At 61.0% G+C, this 14,393-nt stretch carries 13 protein-coding genes; 9 read left to right on the top strand and 4 right to left on the bottom strand.

Annotation, left to right across the window (positions count from 1 at the left end; translation table 11 throughout):
• Positions 1-86 precede the first annotated feature (86 nt).
• A complete protein-coding gene (locus ACA069_RS27130) occupies positions 87-1,004 on the top strand; it encodes an SdiA-regulated domain-containing protein (RefSeq protein WP_497615553.1) in 918 nt (305 codons plus the stop codon).
• Positions 1,005-1,088: 84 nt separating this feature from the next.
• Here ACA069_RS27130 and rpiA read toward each other — a convergent pair whose 3' ends face one another.
• Positions 1,089-1,763: a ribose-5-phosphate isomerase RpiA gene (rpiA, locus tag ACA069_RS27125; protein WP_100846912.1), complete on the bottom strand. Its 675-nt coding sequence runs from the start codon at positions 1,761-1,763 to the stop codon at positions 1,089-1,091.
• A gap of 308 nt (positions 1,764-2,071) precedes the next feature.
• Between rpiA and ilvA the strand changes: the two genes are divergently transcribed.
• Positions 2,072-3,586: a threonine ammonia-lyase, biosynthetic gene (ilvA, locus tag ACA069_RS27120; protein WP_497615552.1), complete on the top strand. Its 1,515-nt coding sequence runs from the start codon at positions 2,072-2,074 to the stop codon at positions 3,584-3,586.
• A gap of 40 nt (positions 3,587-3,626) precedes the next feature.
• On the top strand, positions 3,627-4,040 hold the full coding sequence (locus ACA069_RS27115; RefSeq protein WP_187679083.1) for a DUF2269 family protein: 414 nt from the start codon (positions 3,627-3,629) through the stop codon (positions 4,038-4,040).
• A 105-nt stretch (positions 4,041-4,145) separates the two neighbouring features.
• Here ACA069_RS27115 and ACA069_RS27110 read toward each other — a convergent pair whose 3' ends face one another.
• Entirely contained in the window at positions 4,146-4,802 is a 657-nt protein-coding gene (locus ACA069_RS27110; RefSeq protein WP_401271569.1) for a histidinol-phosphatase, read from the bottom strand.
• Between the two features lie 143 nt (positions 4,803-4,945).
• Here ACA069_RS27110 and ACA069_RS27105 point away from each other — a divergent pair, with 143 nt between their 5' ends.
• Positions 4,946-5,425 carry an RNA pyrophosphohydrolase gene (locus ACA069_RS27105; protein ID WP_003229203.1) on the top strand — a complete coding sequence of 160 codons (480 nt, stop codon included), beginning with the start codon at positions 4,946-4,948 and terminating at the stop codon, positions 5,423-5,425.
• Positions 5,426-5,447: 22 nt separating this feature from the next.
• Entirely contained in the window at positions 5,448-7,727 is a 2,280-nt protein-coding gene (gene ptsP, locus ACA069_RS27100) for a phosphoenolpyruvate--protein phosphotransferase (protein WP_489879288.1), read from the top strand.
• Between the two features lie 109 nt (positions 7,728-7,836).
• Here ptsP and ACA069_RS27095 read toward each other — a convergent pair whose 3' ends face one another.
• A complete protein-coding gene (locus ACA069_RS27095; RefSeq protein ID WP_497615551.1) occupies positions 7,837-8,583 on the bottom strand; it encodes an NRDE family protein in 747 nt (248 codons plus the stop codon).
• Positions 8,584-8,713: 130 nt separating this feature from the next.
• On the opposite strand from ACA069_RS27095, the gene ACA069_RS27090 reads away from it, so the two are divergent.
• The 3 genes from ACA069_RS27090 to ACA069_RS27080 all read left to right on the top strand — a co-directional run bounded on the left by ACA069_RS27090 (position 8,714) and on the right by ACA069_RS27080 (position 11,413).
• Entirely contained in the window at positions 8,714-9,496 is a 783-nt protein-coding gene (locus ACA069_RS27090) for a sulfite exporter TauE/SafE family protein (protein ID WP_187679079.1), read from the top strand.
• 79 nt (positions 9,497-9,575) lie between these two features.
• On the top strand, positions 9,576-10,391 hold the full coding sequence (gene lgt / locus ACA069_RS27085; protein ID WP_103304351.1) for a prolipoprotein diacylglyceryl transferase: 816 nt from the start codon (positions 9,576-9,578) through the stop codon (positions 10,389-10,391).
• Between the two features lie 50 nt (positions 10,392-10,441).
• On the top strand, positions 10,442-11,413 hold the full coding sequence (locus ACA069_RS27080; RefSeq protein ID WP_187679078.1) for a thymidylate synthase: 972 nt from the start codon (positions 10,442-10,444) through the stop codon (positions 11,411-11,413).
• 125 nt (positions 11,414-11,538) lie between these two features.
• On the opposite strand, the gene cadR is transcribed toward ACA069_RS27080, so the two are convergent.
• Positions 11,539-11,988 (bottom strand): Cd(II)/Pb(II)-responsive transcriptional regulator, encoded by a 450-nt coding sequence (gene cadR / locus ACA069_RS27075; RefSeq protein WP_008088440.1) that lies wholly within the window; start codon positions 11,986-11,988, stop codon positions 11,539-11,541.
• A gap of 84 nt (positions 11,989-12,072) precedes the next feature.
• Between cadR and ACA069_RS27070 the strand changes: the two genes are divergently transcribed.
• A complete protein-coding gene (locus ACA069_RS27070; RefSeq protein ID WP_497615550.1) occupies positions 12,073-14,388 on the top strand; it encodes a heavy metal translocating P-type ATPase in 2,316 nt (771 codons plus the stop codon).
• The last annotated feature ends 5 nt before the right edge of the window (positions 14,389-14,393 follow it).

The raw sequence follows: 14,393 nt of genomic DNA, 5'->3' as shown, positions 1-14,393 counted from the left end.
TTGTCGTCGCAGGCAAGTGGCCATTAAGCTTCAGTTCAGACGGGCGTGATATTTCATCCGCCTGTTTTGATTCCGAGCCCGCCCGAATGCGTCGACTTGCCCGTCCCAAGCCTCTGGTTATCCTCCTGTCGGTGATTGCCCTGATCGCGTTGATTGCGATCGGCCAATACATGCGCCTGTTCGAGCGCGCCTGGTTCAATCTGCACTTGCTCTGGCAGCCGCTGAGCAGCGAAGCGATCGATCTGGATCAATATCGTGTGGACATCGAAGCGCGCGTCATTGATGGGCTGGACGACGATGTGTCGGCGCTGACCTACGATCCGGTGCGCAAAAGTCTGTTTACCGTGACCAACAAGAATTCCGAACTGGTCGAGCTATCGCTGGAGGGCAAGATCCTGCGCCGCATCTCACTGATCGGCTTTGGCGACCCTGAAGCCGTGGAATTCATCAGCGCCGATACTTACGTGATCACCGATGAGCGCCAGCAGCGGCTGATCAAGATCCACCTGGAAACAGACACCACGTACCTCGATGCCGCCGACGCCGAGCAGATGACACTCGGCGTGCACATGAGCAGCAACAAAGGCTTCGAAGGGCTGGCTTATGACTCGGTGGGCAAGCGCCTGTTTGTTGCGAAAGAGCGCGATCCGATGCTGATCTACGAAGTGCACGGTTTTCCGCACTTCAACCCGGAAAAGTCCTACGCGGTGCATGTGATCAACAACCCCAAGCGTGATGCCGGGATGTTCGTGCGTGACCTGTCGAGCCTGCAATACGACGAGCGCAGCGGACATTTGCTGGCGCTGTCGGACGAGTCGCGGCTGATTCTGGAGCTGGATGTGGACGGGCGCCCGTTGAGCACCATGTCCCTGAACAAGGGCCGGCAGGGTTTGCAGAAAACGGTGCCGCAGGCGGAAGGCATTGCGATGGATGACGACGGGACGTTGTATCTGGTGAGTGAGCCGAATCTGTTTTACGTGTTCAAAAAACCAACGCCGAACTAACCAACACCACAAAACACTGTGGGAGCTAGCAGGCTAGCTCCCACAGGTTTATTCGTCTGCCCACAAATGTGTGGGTGACGGGGCTTACTCAGCCTTCAGCGTCTTCACACCTTCACTCGTACCCAGCAGCAGCAAATCCGCCGGGCGCGCCGCGAACAGACCATTGGTGACGACACCGACAATCGCATTGATCTGCGCTTCCAGCTCCACCGGGTTGGTGATCTGCATATTGAACACGTCGAGGATGATGTTGCCGTTGTCGGTCAGCACGCCTTCGCGGTACACCGGGTCACCGCCCAGTTTCACCAGTTCGCGAGCGACGTGGCTGCGAGCCATCGGGATCACTTCGACCGGCAGCGGGAACTCGCCCAGCACCGGCACCAGTTTGCTGGCATCGGCGATGCAGATGAACGTCTTGGCCACGGCCGCGACGATCTTCTCGCGGGTCAGGGCCGCGCCGCCGCCCTTGATCAGGTTCAGATGCGCGTCGCTTTCATCGGCGCCGTCGACGTAGAACTCCAGGTCGCTGACGGTGTTCAGCTCATACACCGGAATCCCGTGGCCCTTCAGGCGTGCGGCGGTGGCTTCGGAACTGGCGACTGCGCCATCGAACGCACCCTTGTGCTGAGCCAGTGCATCGATGAAGCAGTTGGCGGTGGAGCCGGTGCCGACCCCGACGATGCTCTTGTCGTCGAGTTTCGGAAGGATGAAGTCGACGGCGGCCTGAGCCACTGCCTGTTTGAGTTGATCCTGGGTCATGCGGGCTCCGGAAGCGGGCAAGGTAAGAACGGAAAGGTCGGCATTATAGCCCCATGCCTGGTTAAAACCTCCTGTGGCGAGGGGATTTATCCCCGATGGAGTGCGAAGCGCTCCCCCGGCATTCTTTCAGAAATAACTTGATCTCAGTTTTGCGACGGCTGCTCCGCCGGTCGGGGATAAATCCCCTCACCACAAAGGTTCTCCATCACCAGTGTCCGGGTTATGACCACACTGTTTAGTGTGGTCGCACGGGCAAAAGCCGGGTTAGACTCCATGGCCCTGCACAACCCGCTCAGTGATGCTTTCCGATGCTCGAACAGTACGTCAAAAAGATCCTCACCTCGCGCGTTTATGACGTTGCCGTAGAAACCCCGCTGCAGAACGCTCGCCAGCTCTCCGAGCGGCTGGGCAATGACATCTGGCTCAAGCGCGAAGACTTGCAGCCAGTGTTCTCGTTCAAGATTCGCGGCGCCTACAACAAGTTGACCCAGCTGACCGAAGAAGAGCGCGCCCGTGGCGTGGTCACCGCGTCGGCGGGCAACCATGCGCAGGGTCTGGCCCTGGCGGCGAAAGTGCTGGGCGTCAAAGCGACTATCGTGATGCCCAAGACCACCCCGGAGATCAAGGTCGAAGGCGTGCGTTCGCGCGGCGGCAAAGTGGTACTGCACGGCGATTCGTTCCCGGAAGCGCTGGCCTACTCGCTGAAACTGGTCGACGAAAAAGGCTACGTCTACATCCACCCCTACGATGATCCGCACACCATTGCCGGGCAGGGCACTGTGGCAATGGAGATTCTGCGCCAGCACCCGCAGCCGCTGGACGCGATTTTCGTTCCTGTTGGTGGTGGCGGTCTGATCGCCGGCATCGCGGCGTATGTGAAATACCTGCGCCCGGACATCAAAGTCATCGGCGTCGAGCCCGACGACTCCAACTGCCTGCAAGCGGCGATGGCTGCCGGTGAGCGCGTGGTGTTGCCGACCGTGGGCATCTTCGCCGACGGCGTGGCCGTGGCACAGATCGGTCAGCACACCTTCGACATCTGCAAAGACTATGTCGATGAAGTGATCACCGTCAGCACCGACGAGATCTGCGCGGCAATCAAGGACATTTACGACGATACCCGCTCCATCACCGAGCCCTCCGGCGCCCTGGGCGTGGCCGGGATCAAAAAGTACGTCGAACTGCGCGGCGTCACCGGTCAGACCTTCGTCGCCATCGATTCTGGGGCCAACGTCAATTTCGACCGTTTGCGTCACGTTGCCGAACGCGCCGAGCTGGGCGAGGGCCGCGAAGCGATCATCGCCGTGACCATCCCCGAGAAGGCCGGCAGCTTCAAGGCGTTCTGCGAGGCCATCGGCAAGCGCCAGATCACCGAATTCAACTACCGCTACAACACCGGCAGCGAAGCGCACATTTTCGTTGGCGTGCAGACCCACCCGGAAAACGACCCGCGCAGCGCATTGCTGGCGAGCCTGACCGAGCAAGGCTTCCCGGTGCTCGACCTGACCGACAACGAACTGGCCAAGCTGCATATTCGCCACATGGTCGGCGGCCACGCGGCGCATGTGATCGATGAAGTGGTGTTCCGCTTCGAGTTCCCGGAGCGTCCGGGTGCGCTGTTCAACTTCCTCAACAAGCTCGGCGGGCGCTGGAACATCTCGATGTTCCACTACCGCAACCACGGTGCGGCGGATGGCCGGGTGGTCGCAGGCCTGCAAGTACCCCATGACGAACGTCATCTGGTGCCGGCGGCGCTCGAGGAAATCGGCTACCCATACTGGGATGAAAGCGAGAACCCGGCCTATCAGCTGTTTCTTGGCTGAACGGCTACGCTGATGGGCATGACCCAAGGAAGAGAAACACATGGAAACCCTGACCACCCTGAAAGTCCTTCACGTCGCGGCTACCGTGGTGATCCTGGTGAGCGGGCTGGGGCTCGCCGCGCTGTCCTGGCGTAATCGCAGCGAAGGGCCGGCGAGCACGATGCAGCGTCCGTGGTTGTTTGTCTGGTGTTTGATGCTGCTCGGCATGTTCAGCATGCCGTTCACCGGCTGGTGGTTGGTACACCTGGTGGGCTGGCCGTTAGGGCAGTTGTGGATTCTGGGTTCCAGCGTGATCTATGCCGTGGCCACGTTCAGTGCGGTCTGGCTGCTTGTTCGGCTGAATCGGCTGTGGACAACAGGGGTTGGCAACCGGACATTCAATCTGGCTCTGGCGATTGTCAGCGGCGTTGGGTTTCTCGCCATTGCGGGGTTGATGGGGGCCAAGCCTGTCTAGGGCTTGAGAGCGAGTCGGCCCTATTCGCGAGCAGGCTCGCTCCCACAGGGGATTTGTGAATGACACAGATCCAATGTGGGAGCGAGCCTGCTCGCGAAGGCGATATTAGTCGCGCAGCGTGATGACCGGCCAGCCACGCTTTTCGGCTTCAGCGCGCAGATTCGGGTCCGGATCCACCGCCACCGGGTTCGCCACCTGCTCCAGCAACGGCAAATCGTTCATCGAATCGCTGTAGAAATAGCTGTCATCCAGCGAATAACCAGTCTCTGCCAGCCAACGATTCAGGCGCGTCACCTTGCCTTCGCGGAAGCACGGAATGTCGGTGCTGCGTCCGGTGTAACGACCGTCGATCATCTCGCACTCGGTGGCGATCAGGGTTTCAACGCCCAGACGCACGGCAATCGGCGCGGTAACGAAGCGGTTGGTCGCGGTGATGATCACCAGTTTGTCGCCGGCATCGCGGTGCTTTTTCAGCAGTTCCAGCGCCTTGGGTAGCACGATGGGCTCGATGCAATCGCGCATGTAGTCGCTGTGCCATTGATTGAGCACGGCCATTTCGGTGCGGCCGAGGATCTCCAGGCAGAAGTTCAGGTAAGCAGCGTTATCCAGCTTTCCGGCCAGGTAATCCTGATAGAACTCGTCGTTGCGCGCCTTGTATGCGATCGGGTCGAGGAAGCCGCGTTCGCACAGATAGTCGCCCCAAGCGTGATCGCTGTCGCCGCCCAGAAGGGTGTTGTCCAAATCGAAGAGTGCCAGGCGCATTGCAGTTACCCGCTGATAAGTCAGTAAAAAGGCGACAAGAATACGGTCTTTTCACAAGAGTGCACATAAGGTAGGAACCTTCGTTGCCGCCTTATCAAGCTTTGTGGAACAATGCGGCGACATGCGTTTGCGAGGTTGTTGCCGTGATCGACCCCGATGGTTTCCGTCCCAATGTCGGGATCATTCTGACGAATGACGCCGGCCAGGTGCTATGGGCTCGCCGTATCAATCAAGATGCCTGGCAGTTTCCGCAGGGGGGAATCAACCCCGAAGAGACGCCGGAAGACGCCTTGTACCGCGAGCTGAACGAAGAAGTTGGCCTGGAACGTGAAGATGTTGAAATACTCGCCTGTACTCGGGGCTGGTTGCGCTATCGTTTGCCGCAACGTCTGGTGCGTACCCACAGCCAACCGCTGTGCATCGGCCAGAAACAGAAATGGTTTCTCCTGCGCCTGATCTCCAACGAGCAGCGGGTGCGGATGGATTTGACCGGTAAACCGGAATTCGATGGCTGGCGCTGGGTCAGCTATTGGTATCCGTTGGGCCAGGTGGTGACATTCAAGCGCGAGGTGTATCGCCGCGCCCTCAAAGAGCTTGCCCCGCGCCTTTTAGCGCGCGACTGACGACGGAGTTCGACCCCGAGCCATGCTCAATACGCTGCGCAAGATCGTCCAGGAAGTTAACTCCGCCAAGGATCTCAAGGCGGCGTTGGGGATTATTGTGTTGCGCGTCAAAGAGGCCATGGGCAGCCAGGTCTGCTCGGTCTACCTGCTTGATCCCGAGACCAATCGCTTCGTCCTGATGGCCACCGAGGGCTTGAACAAGCGCTCGATCGGCAAGGTCAGCATGGCACCCAACGAAGGTCTGGTCGGTCTGGTCGGCACGCGTGAAGAACCCCTGAACCTTGAAAACGCCGCGGATCACCCGCGCTATCGCTACTTCGCCGAGACGGGCGAGGAGCGCTACGCCTCGTTCCTTGGCGCACCGATCATTCACCACCGCCGCGTTGTCGGCGTGTTGGTCATCCAGCAAAAAGAACGCCGCCAGTTCGATGAAGGTGAAGAAGCCTTCCTCGTGACCATGAGCGCGCAGCTCGCCGGCGTTATCGCCCACGCCGAGGCCACCGGTTCGATCCGGGGTCTGGGCCGTCAGGGCAAAGGCATCCAGGAAGCCAAGTTCGTCGGCGTGCCGGGCTCGCCGGGTGCGGCAGTGGGTACCGCAGTGGTCATGCTGCCGCCAGCCGATCTGGACGTGGTGCCGGACAAGACCATCACCGACATCGATGCTGAGCTGGGGCTGTTCAAGACCGCCATCGAAGGCGTGCGCGCCGACATGCGCGCGTTGTCCGCCAAACTGGCAACCCAGCTGCGCCCGGAAGAGCGCGCGCTGTTCGACGTCTACCTGATGATGCTCGACGATGCCTCGCTGGGCAGCGAAATCACCACCGTGATCAAGACCGGCCAATGGGCTCAGGGCGCACTGCGCCAAGTGGTCACCGAGCACGTCAACCGTTTCGAACTGATGGACGACGCCTACCTGCGTGAGCGCGCGTCGGACGTCAAAGACCTCGGCCGCCGCCTGCTCGCCTACTTGCAGGAAGAGCGTCAGCAGAATCTGGTCTACCCGGAAAAAACCATTCTGGTCAGCGAAGAGCTGACGCCGGCCATGCTCGGCGAGGTGCCGGAGGGCACGCTGGTCGGTCTGGTGTCGGTACTCGGCTCGGGTAACTCCCACGTCGCGATTCTGGCCCGGGCCATGGGCATTCCGACGGTGATGGGTCTGGTTGACCTGCCGTACGCCAAGGTCGACGGCATCGAGATGATCGTCGATGGCACGCGCGGCGAGGTCTACACCAACCCCAGCGACGTGCTGCGCAAGCAGTTCTCCGAGGTGGTGGAAGAAGAGAAACAGCTGGCGCTGGGGCTCGACACCCTGCGCGACCTGCCGTGCGTAACCCTCGATGGCCACCGCATGCCGCTGTGGGTCAACACCGGCCTGCTGGCGGACGTGGCGCGGGCGCAGAAGCGCGGCGCCGAAGGCGTCGGTCTGTACCGCACCGAAGTGCCGTTCATGATCAACCAGCGCTTCCCGAGCGAGAAGGAACAACTGGCGATCTACCGCGAACAGCTCGCCGCGTTCCATCCGCAACCGGTGACCATGCGCAGCCTCGACATCGGCGGTGACAAGTCACTGTCGTACTTCCCGATCAAGGAAGACAACCCGTTCCTCGGCTGGCGCGGCATTCGCGTCACCCTCGACCACCCGGAAATCTTCCTGGTGCAGACCCGCGCGATGCTCAAGGCCAGCGAAGGCTTGAACAACCTGCGGATTCTGCTGCCGATGATCTCCGGCACCCACGAACTCGAAGAAGCCCTGCACCTGATCCACCGGGCCTGGGGCGAAGTGCGCGACGAAGGCACCGACGTGCCGATGCCGCCGATTGGCGTGATGATCGAGATTCCGGCAGCGGTGTATCAAACCAAGGAACTGGCGCGGCAGGTGGACTTCCTCTCGGTGGGCTCCAACGACCTGACTCAATACTTGCTGGCGGTTGATCGCAACAACCCGCGGGTGGCCGACCTCTACGACTACCTGCATCCGGCGGTGCTGCAAGCCTTGCAGAACGTGGTGCGCGACGCCCATGCCGAAGGCAAACCCGTGAGTATCTGCGGCGAGATGGCCGGTGATCCGGCGGCGGCAGTGCTGTTGATGGCGATGGGCTTCGACAGCCTGTCGATGAACGCCACCAACCTGCCGAAGGTGAAGTGGATGCTGCGCCAGGTGAACCTGAGCAAGGCCAAGGAATTGCTGGCGGAGTTGATGACCATCGATAACCCGCAAGTTATCCACAGCTCGCTGCAATTGGCGCTGAAGAACCTTGGGTTGTCGAAGATCAATCCGCCGGCGGTCAACAAAGCCCTCTAACACCCTTAGGGCCCCTTCGCGAGCAGGCTCGCTCCCACAGGGGATTTGTGTCGATCACAGATCCAGTGTGGGAGCGAGCCTGCTCGCGAAGGCGTAAGTTCGAGCACCACTAAATGATGATCTCCACTTCCCCCAAATGCCCGCCATACGGCCCAAAACTGCGCTCCACCATCCGCCGCGTCCCATCCGCCTGCACAATCAACGCCGTACTCGCCCGAGTCCCGTAACTCTGGCTGGCAATAAACACACTCGACAGCAATGATTCAGTTGCCAATCCCACGCCGGTATCCGGCAACTCGTTGAATGGCGCCGTCTGCGCATCACTCAACAATCCCATCAAGCGTTCAGGCTGCGGATCCTCAAGCACTGCGCTTAACGCGGCCTTGGCCTTGAGCAACTTCGGCCACGGCGTATCCAGCCCGGCATTGGATAACCCGTAGACACCCGACGCGAGCATCACCGGCTCCGACATCCGCGCATTGAAATGCCACAGCTCATGGCTGTTGCCGAGCAGCAAATTGAACCCGGCGTATTCCGGCGAGCGACCGACCACATCGATTAAATAATCATCAATCGACAGATCACCGGTGAGAAACCGCGCCACCAGCTCCCCCCGCGATTTGCGCGCCGGCGGCTGATGCGGATCACGAATATTGGTCAGTGCGGCAAAACGCCCATTGGCGCCAATCCCCAGCCAGGTCCCACCGGCCTCAAGATCACGCCCGGCATGCACCTGCGGCGCTTCCGGCCATTGCGCCAGCGGCAGGCTCGGCCGGGCGTAAAACTCGTCACGGTTGGCCGCGACGATCAGCGGCTGGGCATGGCCCGGGCGCCAGGCAAAAACAATCAGGCACATAAGGTGGTCCTTGTGTGTTTTTTGCCCACTCTACGCATCCGGCGTCCGTGCATCCATCGCAAGTGGAGCAGGAGGCCATGCATCCGTTACCATGCCGCTCCGGTTTTGGGGATGCGTCTGGGAGACGGTCATGGAATTTCTGCTCTATCTGGCGCTGGGCGCCTGTGCGGGTGTGCTGGCCGGGCTGTTCGGGGTTGGTGGCGGGATCATCATTGTCCCGGTGCTGGTGTTCAGTTTTACCTTGCAGGGCTTTGACCAGTCGATTCTCACCCACTTGGCGGTGGGCACGTCGCTGGCGACGATCATCTTCACCTCGGTCAACGCGGTGCGTGAGCACCATCGTCGTGGCGCGGTGCGATGGCCGATCTTCATGTGGATGACCGTGGGCATTTTGCTCGGCGCCGGTTTTGGTGCGCTGACAGCCGAAGCGATTTCCGGGCCCAACCTGCAAAAAATCATCGGTGTTTTCGCCCTGGTGATCGCTGTGCAGTTGGCGCTGGACGTCAAACCCAAGGCCAGCCGAACCGTGCCGGGCAAACTCGGTCTGACCGTGGCCGGCAGTGTGATTGGCTGGGCGTCGGCGATTTTCGGCATTGGCGGCGGCTCGCTGACCGTGCCGTTCCTGACCTGGCGCAGCGTGCCGATGCAGCAGGCCGTGGCGACATCATCTGCCTGCGGTTTGCCGATCGCCCTGGCCAGTGCATTAAGTTTCATGATTCTGGGGTGGCATGATCCGTTGCTGCCGGCCCATAGTCTCGGTTTTGTCTATTTGCCGGCGCTGTTGGGCATCGCTCTGACCAGCATGGTATTCGCCCGTATCGGCGCGCGATTGGCGCACAAATTGTCGCCGCGCTTGCTGAAAAGACTGTTCGCCGCTTTGCTGTTCACCGTGGGTTTAAGCTTTTTGCTTTGATCGCGTCGCAATCCTGACTTAATCCTGAGGTGGCAGCGTCGCCCGGGAATTCTGCTTTCAACTCTAACGAGGAGTCGCAATGCTGCCTTACCCGCAGATCGACCCGGTGGCCCTGGCCATCGGTCCGCTGAAAATCCACTGGTACGGCCTGATGTACCTGATCGGCATCGGCGGTGCGTGGCTGCTGGCGTCGCGCCGGCTCAACCGCTTCGACCCGACCTGGTCCAAGGAGAAGCTCTCCGATCTGATCTTCTGGCTGTCGATGGGCGTGATTGTCGGCGGACGTCTGGGCTATGTGCTGTTCTACGACCTGAGCGCTTACCTGGCCAACCCGACGCTGATTTTCGAAGTGTGGAAGGGCGGCATGTCGTTCCACGGCGGCTTCATCGGTGTGATGCTGGCGGCCTTGTGGTTCGGCAAGCGCAATGGCAAGTCGTTCTTCCAGCTGATGGACTTCGTCGCGCCGATGGTGCCGATCGGTCTGGGCGCCGGACGTATCGGTAACTTCATCAACGCCGAATTGTGGGGCAAGGCGACTGACGTGCCGTGGGCCATGGTCTTCCCGCCGTTCAGCGACCCCGCGCAACTGCCGCGTCACCCGTCGCAGCTGTATCAGTTCGCGCTCGAAGGCGTGGCGCTGTTCCTGATCCTGTGGATCTTCTCGCGCAAACCGCGCCCGACCATGGCGGTTTCCGGCATGTTCGCGCTGTTCTACGGCATCTTCCGTTTCATCGTCGAGTTCGTCCGCGTCCCGGACGCGCAACTGGGCTATCTGGCCTGGAACTGGCTGACCATGGGCCAGGTGCTGTGCGTGCCGATGATCATCGGCGGGCTGTTCCTGATCTGGCTGGCCTATCGTCGCGCGCCGGCGGCACCGCTCGCTCCGACGGCTTAAACTACGAACCCCGGCGCGCGACGCCGGGGCTCAAAGGACACAGGTAACTCATGAAGCAATATCTCGAACTGGTCTCGCACGTCATCCAGAACGGCACCAAACAGGCCAACCGCACCGGCATCAACACCATCAGTTTTCCGGGGGCGATGCTGCGTTTCGATCTGCAGGAAGGTTTCCCGGCGATCACCACCCGCAAGATGGCCTTCAAATCGGCCATCGGCGAGATGTGCGGCTTTCTGCGTGGCGTGAACAATGCCGCTGAATTCCGTGAGCTGGGCTGCAAGGTATGGGACCAGAACGCCAACGAAAACGCCCAGTGGCTGGCCAACCCGTTCCGTCAGGGCGACGACGATCTCGGCGAAATCTACGGCGTGCAATGGCGCAAATGGCCGGCGTACAAGCAGATCCCGCTGAGCAACACAGCGGCCATCGAACAAACGTTGAGCAACGGTTACAAGCAGATCGCTCAAGGCGAAGAAGACGGTCAGGCCTACGTGGTGCTGTACAAAGCCATCGATCAGGTTCGCCAGTGCGTCGACACGATCATCAAGGATCCGGGCAGCCGCCGCATCCTGTTCCACGGCTGGAACTGCGCCCAGCTCGATGAAATGGCCCTGCCGCCATGCCATCTGCTGTACCAGTTCCACCCGAATGTCGAGACCAAGGAAATTTCCCTGACCCTCTACATCCGCTCCAACGATCTGGGCCTGGGCACGCCGTTCAACCTCACCGAAGGCGCCGCACTGCTGAGCCTGATCGGTCGCCTGACCGGCTACACGCCGCGCTGGTTCACCTATTTCATCGGTGACGCCCACGTCTACGAAAACCACCTGGACATGCTCAACGAACAGCTCAAGCGCGAGCCGTTCGCCATGCCGAAACTGAAAATCTCGGATCGTGTGCCGGAGTTTGCCAAGACGGGCGTGTATCAGCCGGAATGGCTGGAACTGGTCGAGCCGAGCGACTTTTCGCTGGAAGGCTACGAGCACCACGCGCCAATGACCGCGCCGATGGCGGTTTAAGCCACCACGCGATACCCATGTGGGAGCGAGCCTGCTCGCGAAGAGGATGTGTCAGTCATAGAGATACTGGCTGACACACCGCATTCGCGAGCAGGCTCGCTCCCACATTTCGATTTGTGAAGGGCTCAGTGGCCGTGACTGCGGCCCACATGGGAGTGTTCAACCTCCGTCGCCACCACCCCGCCACTCACTTCCAGCCGCTGCAAAATCCCGCATTGATCGGCCCCCGGCCCTTCGCCACAGCGTTGGCGCAGGTCGAGCAGTTGCGTCTGCAAGGCTAGCAAGCCATCAATCCGCGCCTTCACATGCTGGATGTGCTCGTCGATCAGCGTGTTCACGCTTTCACATTGATCCTGCGGGCTGTCACGCATGGCCAGCAGGCTGCGAATTTCTTCGAGGGTCATGTCGAGGGTGCGGCAGTTGCGGATGAAGGTCAGGCGTTCGGCGTGGGCCTGGGTGTAGACGCGGTAGTTGCCGTCGCTGCGGGCCGGTTCCGGCAGCAGGTTTTCGCGCTCGTAGTAGCGGATGGTTTCCACGGCGCAATCGGTCAGTTTGGCCAGTTCTCCGATCTTCATGACGACAATCTCCAAAAGGGTGCTTGACCCTATAGTGGCTACAGGGTCTTTACTTGGCAACAGGCACCTTCATGGACGCGACCAATGAGCGATTCCCAGCACACCCACAAGCCCGGCGACGGGCACGATCATAACCACAGCCCAAAATTGCAGCCTGTGCATAAGCACGACCATGGCGGCGATTCCTGCTGCGGGTCGAAAGCCGCTGCGCCTGCGCCAGTTCAAACGAGCGCAGATTCATGCTGCTCGACGAAAGCGACCGCGCCTGCGCTGGTGCAACTGAGCGAGGCGAAAAGCGCGGACGCCCGGTTGAGCAGTTTCCGCATCGAGGCGATGGACTGCCCGACCGAGCAGACGCTGATCCAGAACAAACTCGGCAAACTGGCGGGCGTTGAGCAACTGGAATTCAACCTGATCAACCGCGTACTCGGCGTGACCCACACGCTGCCGGGCACCGAGCCGATCACCGAGGCGATCAAATCCCTCGGCATGCACGCCGAGCCGTTGGAGGCTGGCGTCGAAGCTCCGGCCCCCGCGCCAGTGAAAAAACACTGGTGGCCGCTGGCGTTGTCCGGCGTCGGTGCTCTGGTGGCGGAAGTCATCCACTTCACCAACGCCGCGCCGACCTGGGTGGTGGCGATCATTGCGCTGGTGTCGATCCTCAGCGGCGGCCTGACCACCTACAAAAAGGGCTGGATCGCCCTGAAGAACCTCAACCTCAACATCAATGCGCTGATGAGCATCGCGGTGACCGGCGCCATCCTCATCGGCCAGTGGCCGGAAGCGGCGATGGTGATGTTCCTGTTCACTGTGGCCGAGCTGATCGAGGCGCGCTCGCTGGACCGAGCCCGCAACGCCATCAGCGGGTTGATGCAAATGACCCCGGAACAGGCCACCGTGCAGCAGGCCGACGGCAGTTGGCTCGAGCAGGACGTGAAAGTCGTCGAACTCGGTGCCCGCGTGCGGGTGAAACCCGGCGAGCGCATTGCACTGGACGGCGAAGTCGTCATCGGCAACTCGACCATCGACCAGGCGCCGATCACCGGTGAAAGCCTGCCGGTTGAGAAAGCCGTGGGCGACAAAGTCTTCGCCGGCACCATCAACCAGGCCGGTTCGCTGGAATACGCGGTCACCGCGGCGGCGAACAACTCGACCCTGGCGCGGATCATCCACGCCGTCGAACAGGCACAAGGCGCACGCGCACCGACCCAGCGCTTCGTCGATCAATTCTCGACCATCTACACCCCAGTAGTGTTCGTGTTGGCCCTGGCCGTGGCGATCATTCCGCCGCTGTTTATGGGCGCCGTGTGGTTCGATTGGATCTACCGCGCGCTGGTGTTGCTGGTGGTCGCGTGCCCATGTGCCTTGGTGATTTCCACTCCGGTGACCATCGTCAGCGGCCTCGCGGCGGCGGCGCGCAAAGGCATTCTGGTCAAGGGCGGCGTGTACCTGGAGGGCGGTTTCAAGCTCGACTATCTGGCGCTGGATAAAACCGGGACGATCACCCACGGCAAACCGGTGCAGACGGACTACCTGTCCCTCGACCCGACCGCCGACGCCACGGCCCCGGCAATTGCTGCCGCACTGGCCGGTCGCTCCGACCACCCGGTGTCGCTGGCCATCGCTAAGAATGCTGTGGATAAAAACTTCGCCGCGCTGATTGTGGATAACTTCGCAGCGCTGGCCGGGCGTGGCGTGAAGGGTGATATCAACGGCCAGACCTATCACTTGGGCAACCATCGCCTGGTTGAAGAGCTGGGCCTGTGCTCGCCGGCACTGGAAGAAAAGCTCTTTGCGCTGGAGAAACAGGGCAAGTCCGTGGTGTTGCTGCTCGACAAGTCCGGCCCGCTGGCGTTGTTTGCTGTGGCCGACACCGTTAAGGAGACCAGCCGCGAGGCGATCCGTCAGTTGCATGCACTGGGCGTGAAAACCCTGATGCTGACCGGTGACAACGTCCACACCGCGCAGGCGATTGCCGCGCAGGTCGGCATCGACCAAGCCAAGGGTGACTTGCTGCCGACCGACAAGCTGCAAGCCATTGAAGAGCTTTACGGTAAAGGTCATCGCGTCGGCATGGTCGGCGACGGCATCAACGACGCCCCGGCGCTGGCCCGCGCCGAGATCGGTTTTGCCATGGCCGCCGCCGGCACCGATACCGCGATTGAAACCGCTGATGTCGCCCTGATGGACGATGATCTGCGCAAGATTCCGGCATTCATCAGCCTGTCGCGCGATACTGCGAGCATCCTGAAACAAAACATCGCGTTGGCACTGGTGATCAAAGCGATCTTCCTTGGAGTAACCTTCGCCGGACTCGCCACCATGTGGATGGCGGTGTTTGCCGACATGGGCGTGAGCCTGTTGGTGGTGTTCAACGGTTTGCGCCTGCTGCGCAAATAAACGAG

The sequence above is a fragment of the Pseudomonas sp. LBUM1652 genome (genome assembly GCF_059716105.1).
The sequence above is the reverse complement of the archived record's forward strand: the minus strand, read 5'-3'. Positions and strand labels throughout refer to the sequence as shown.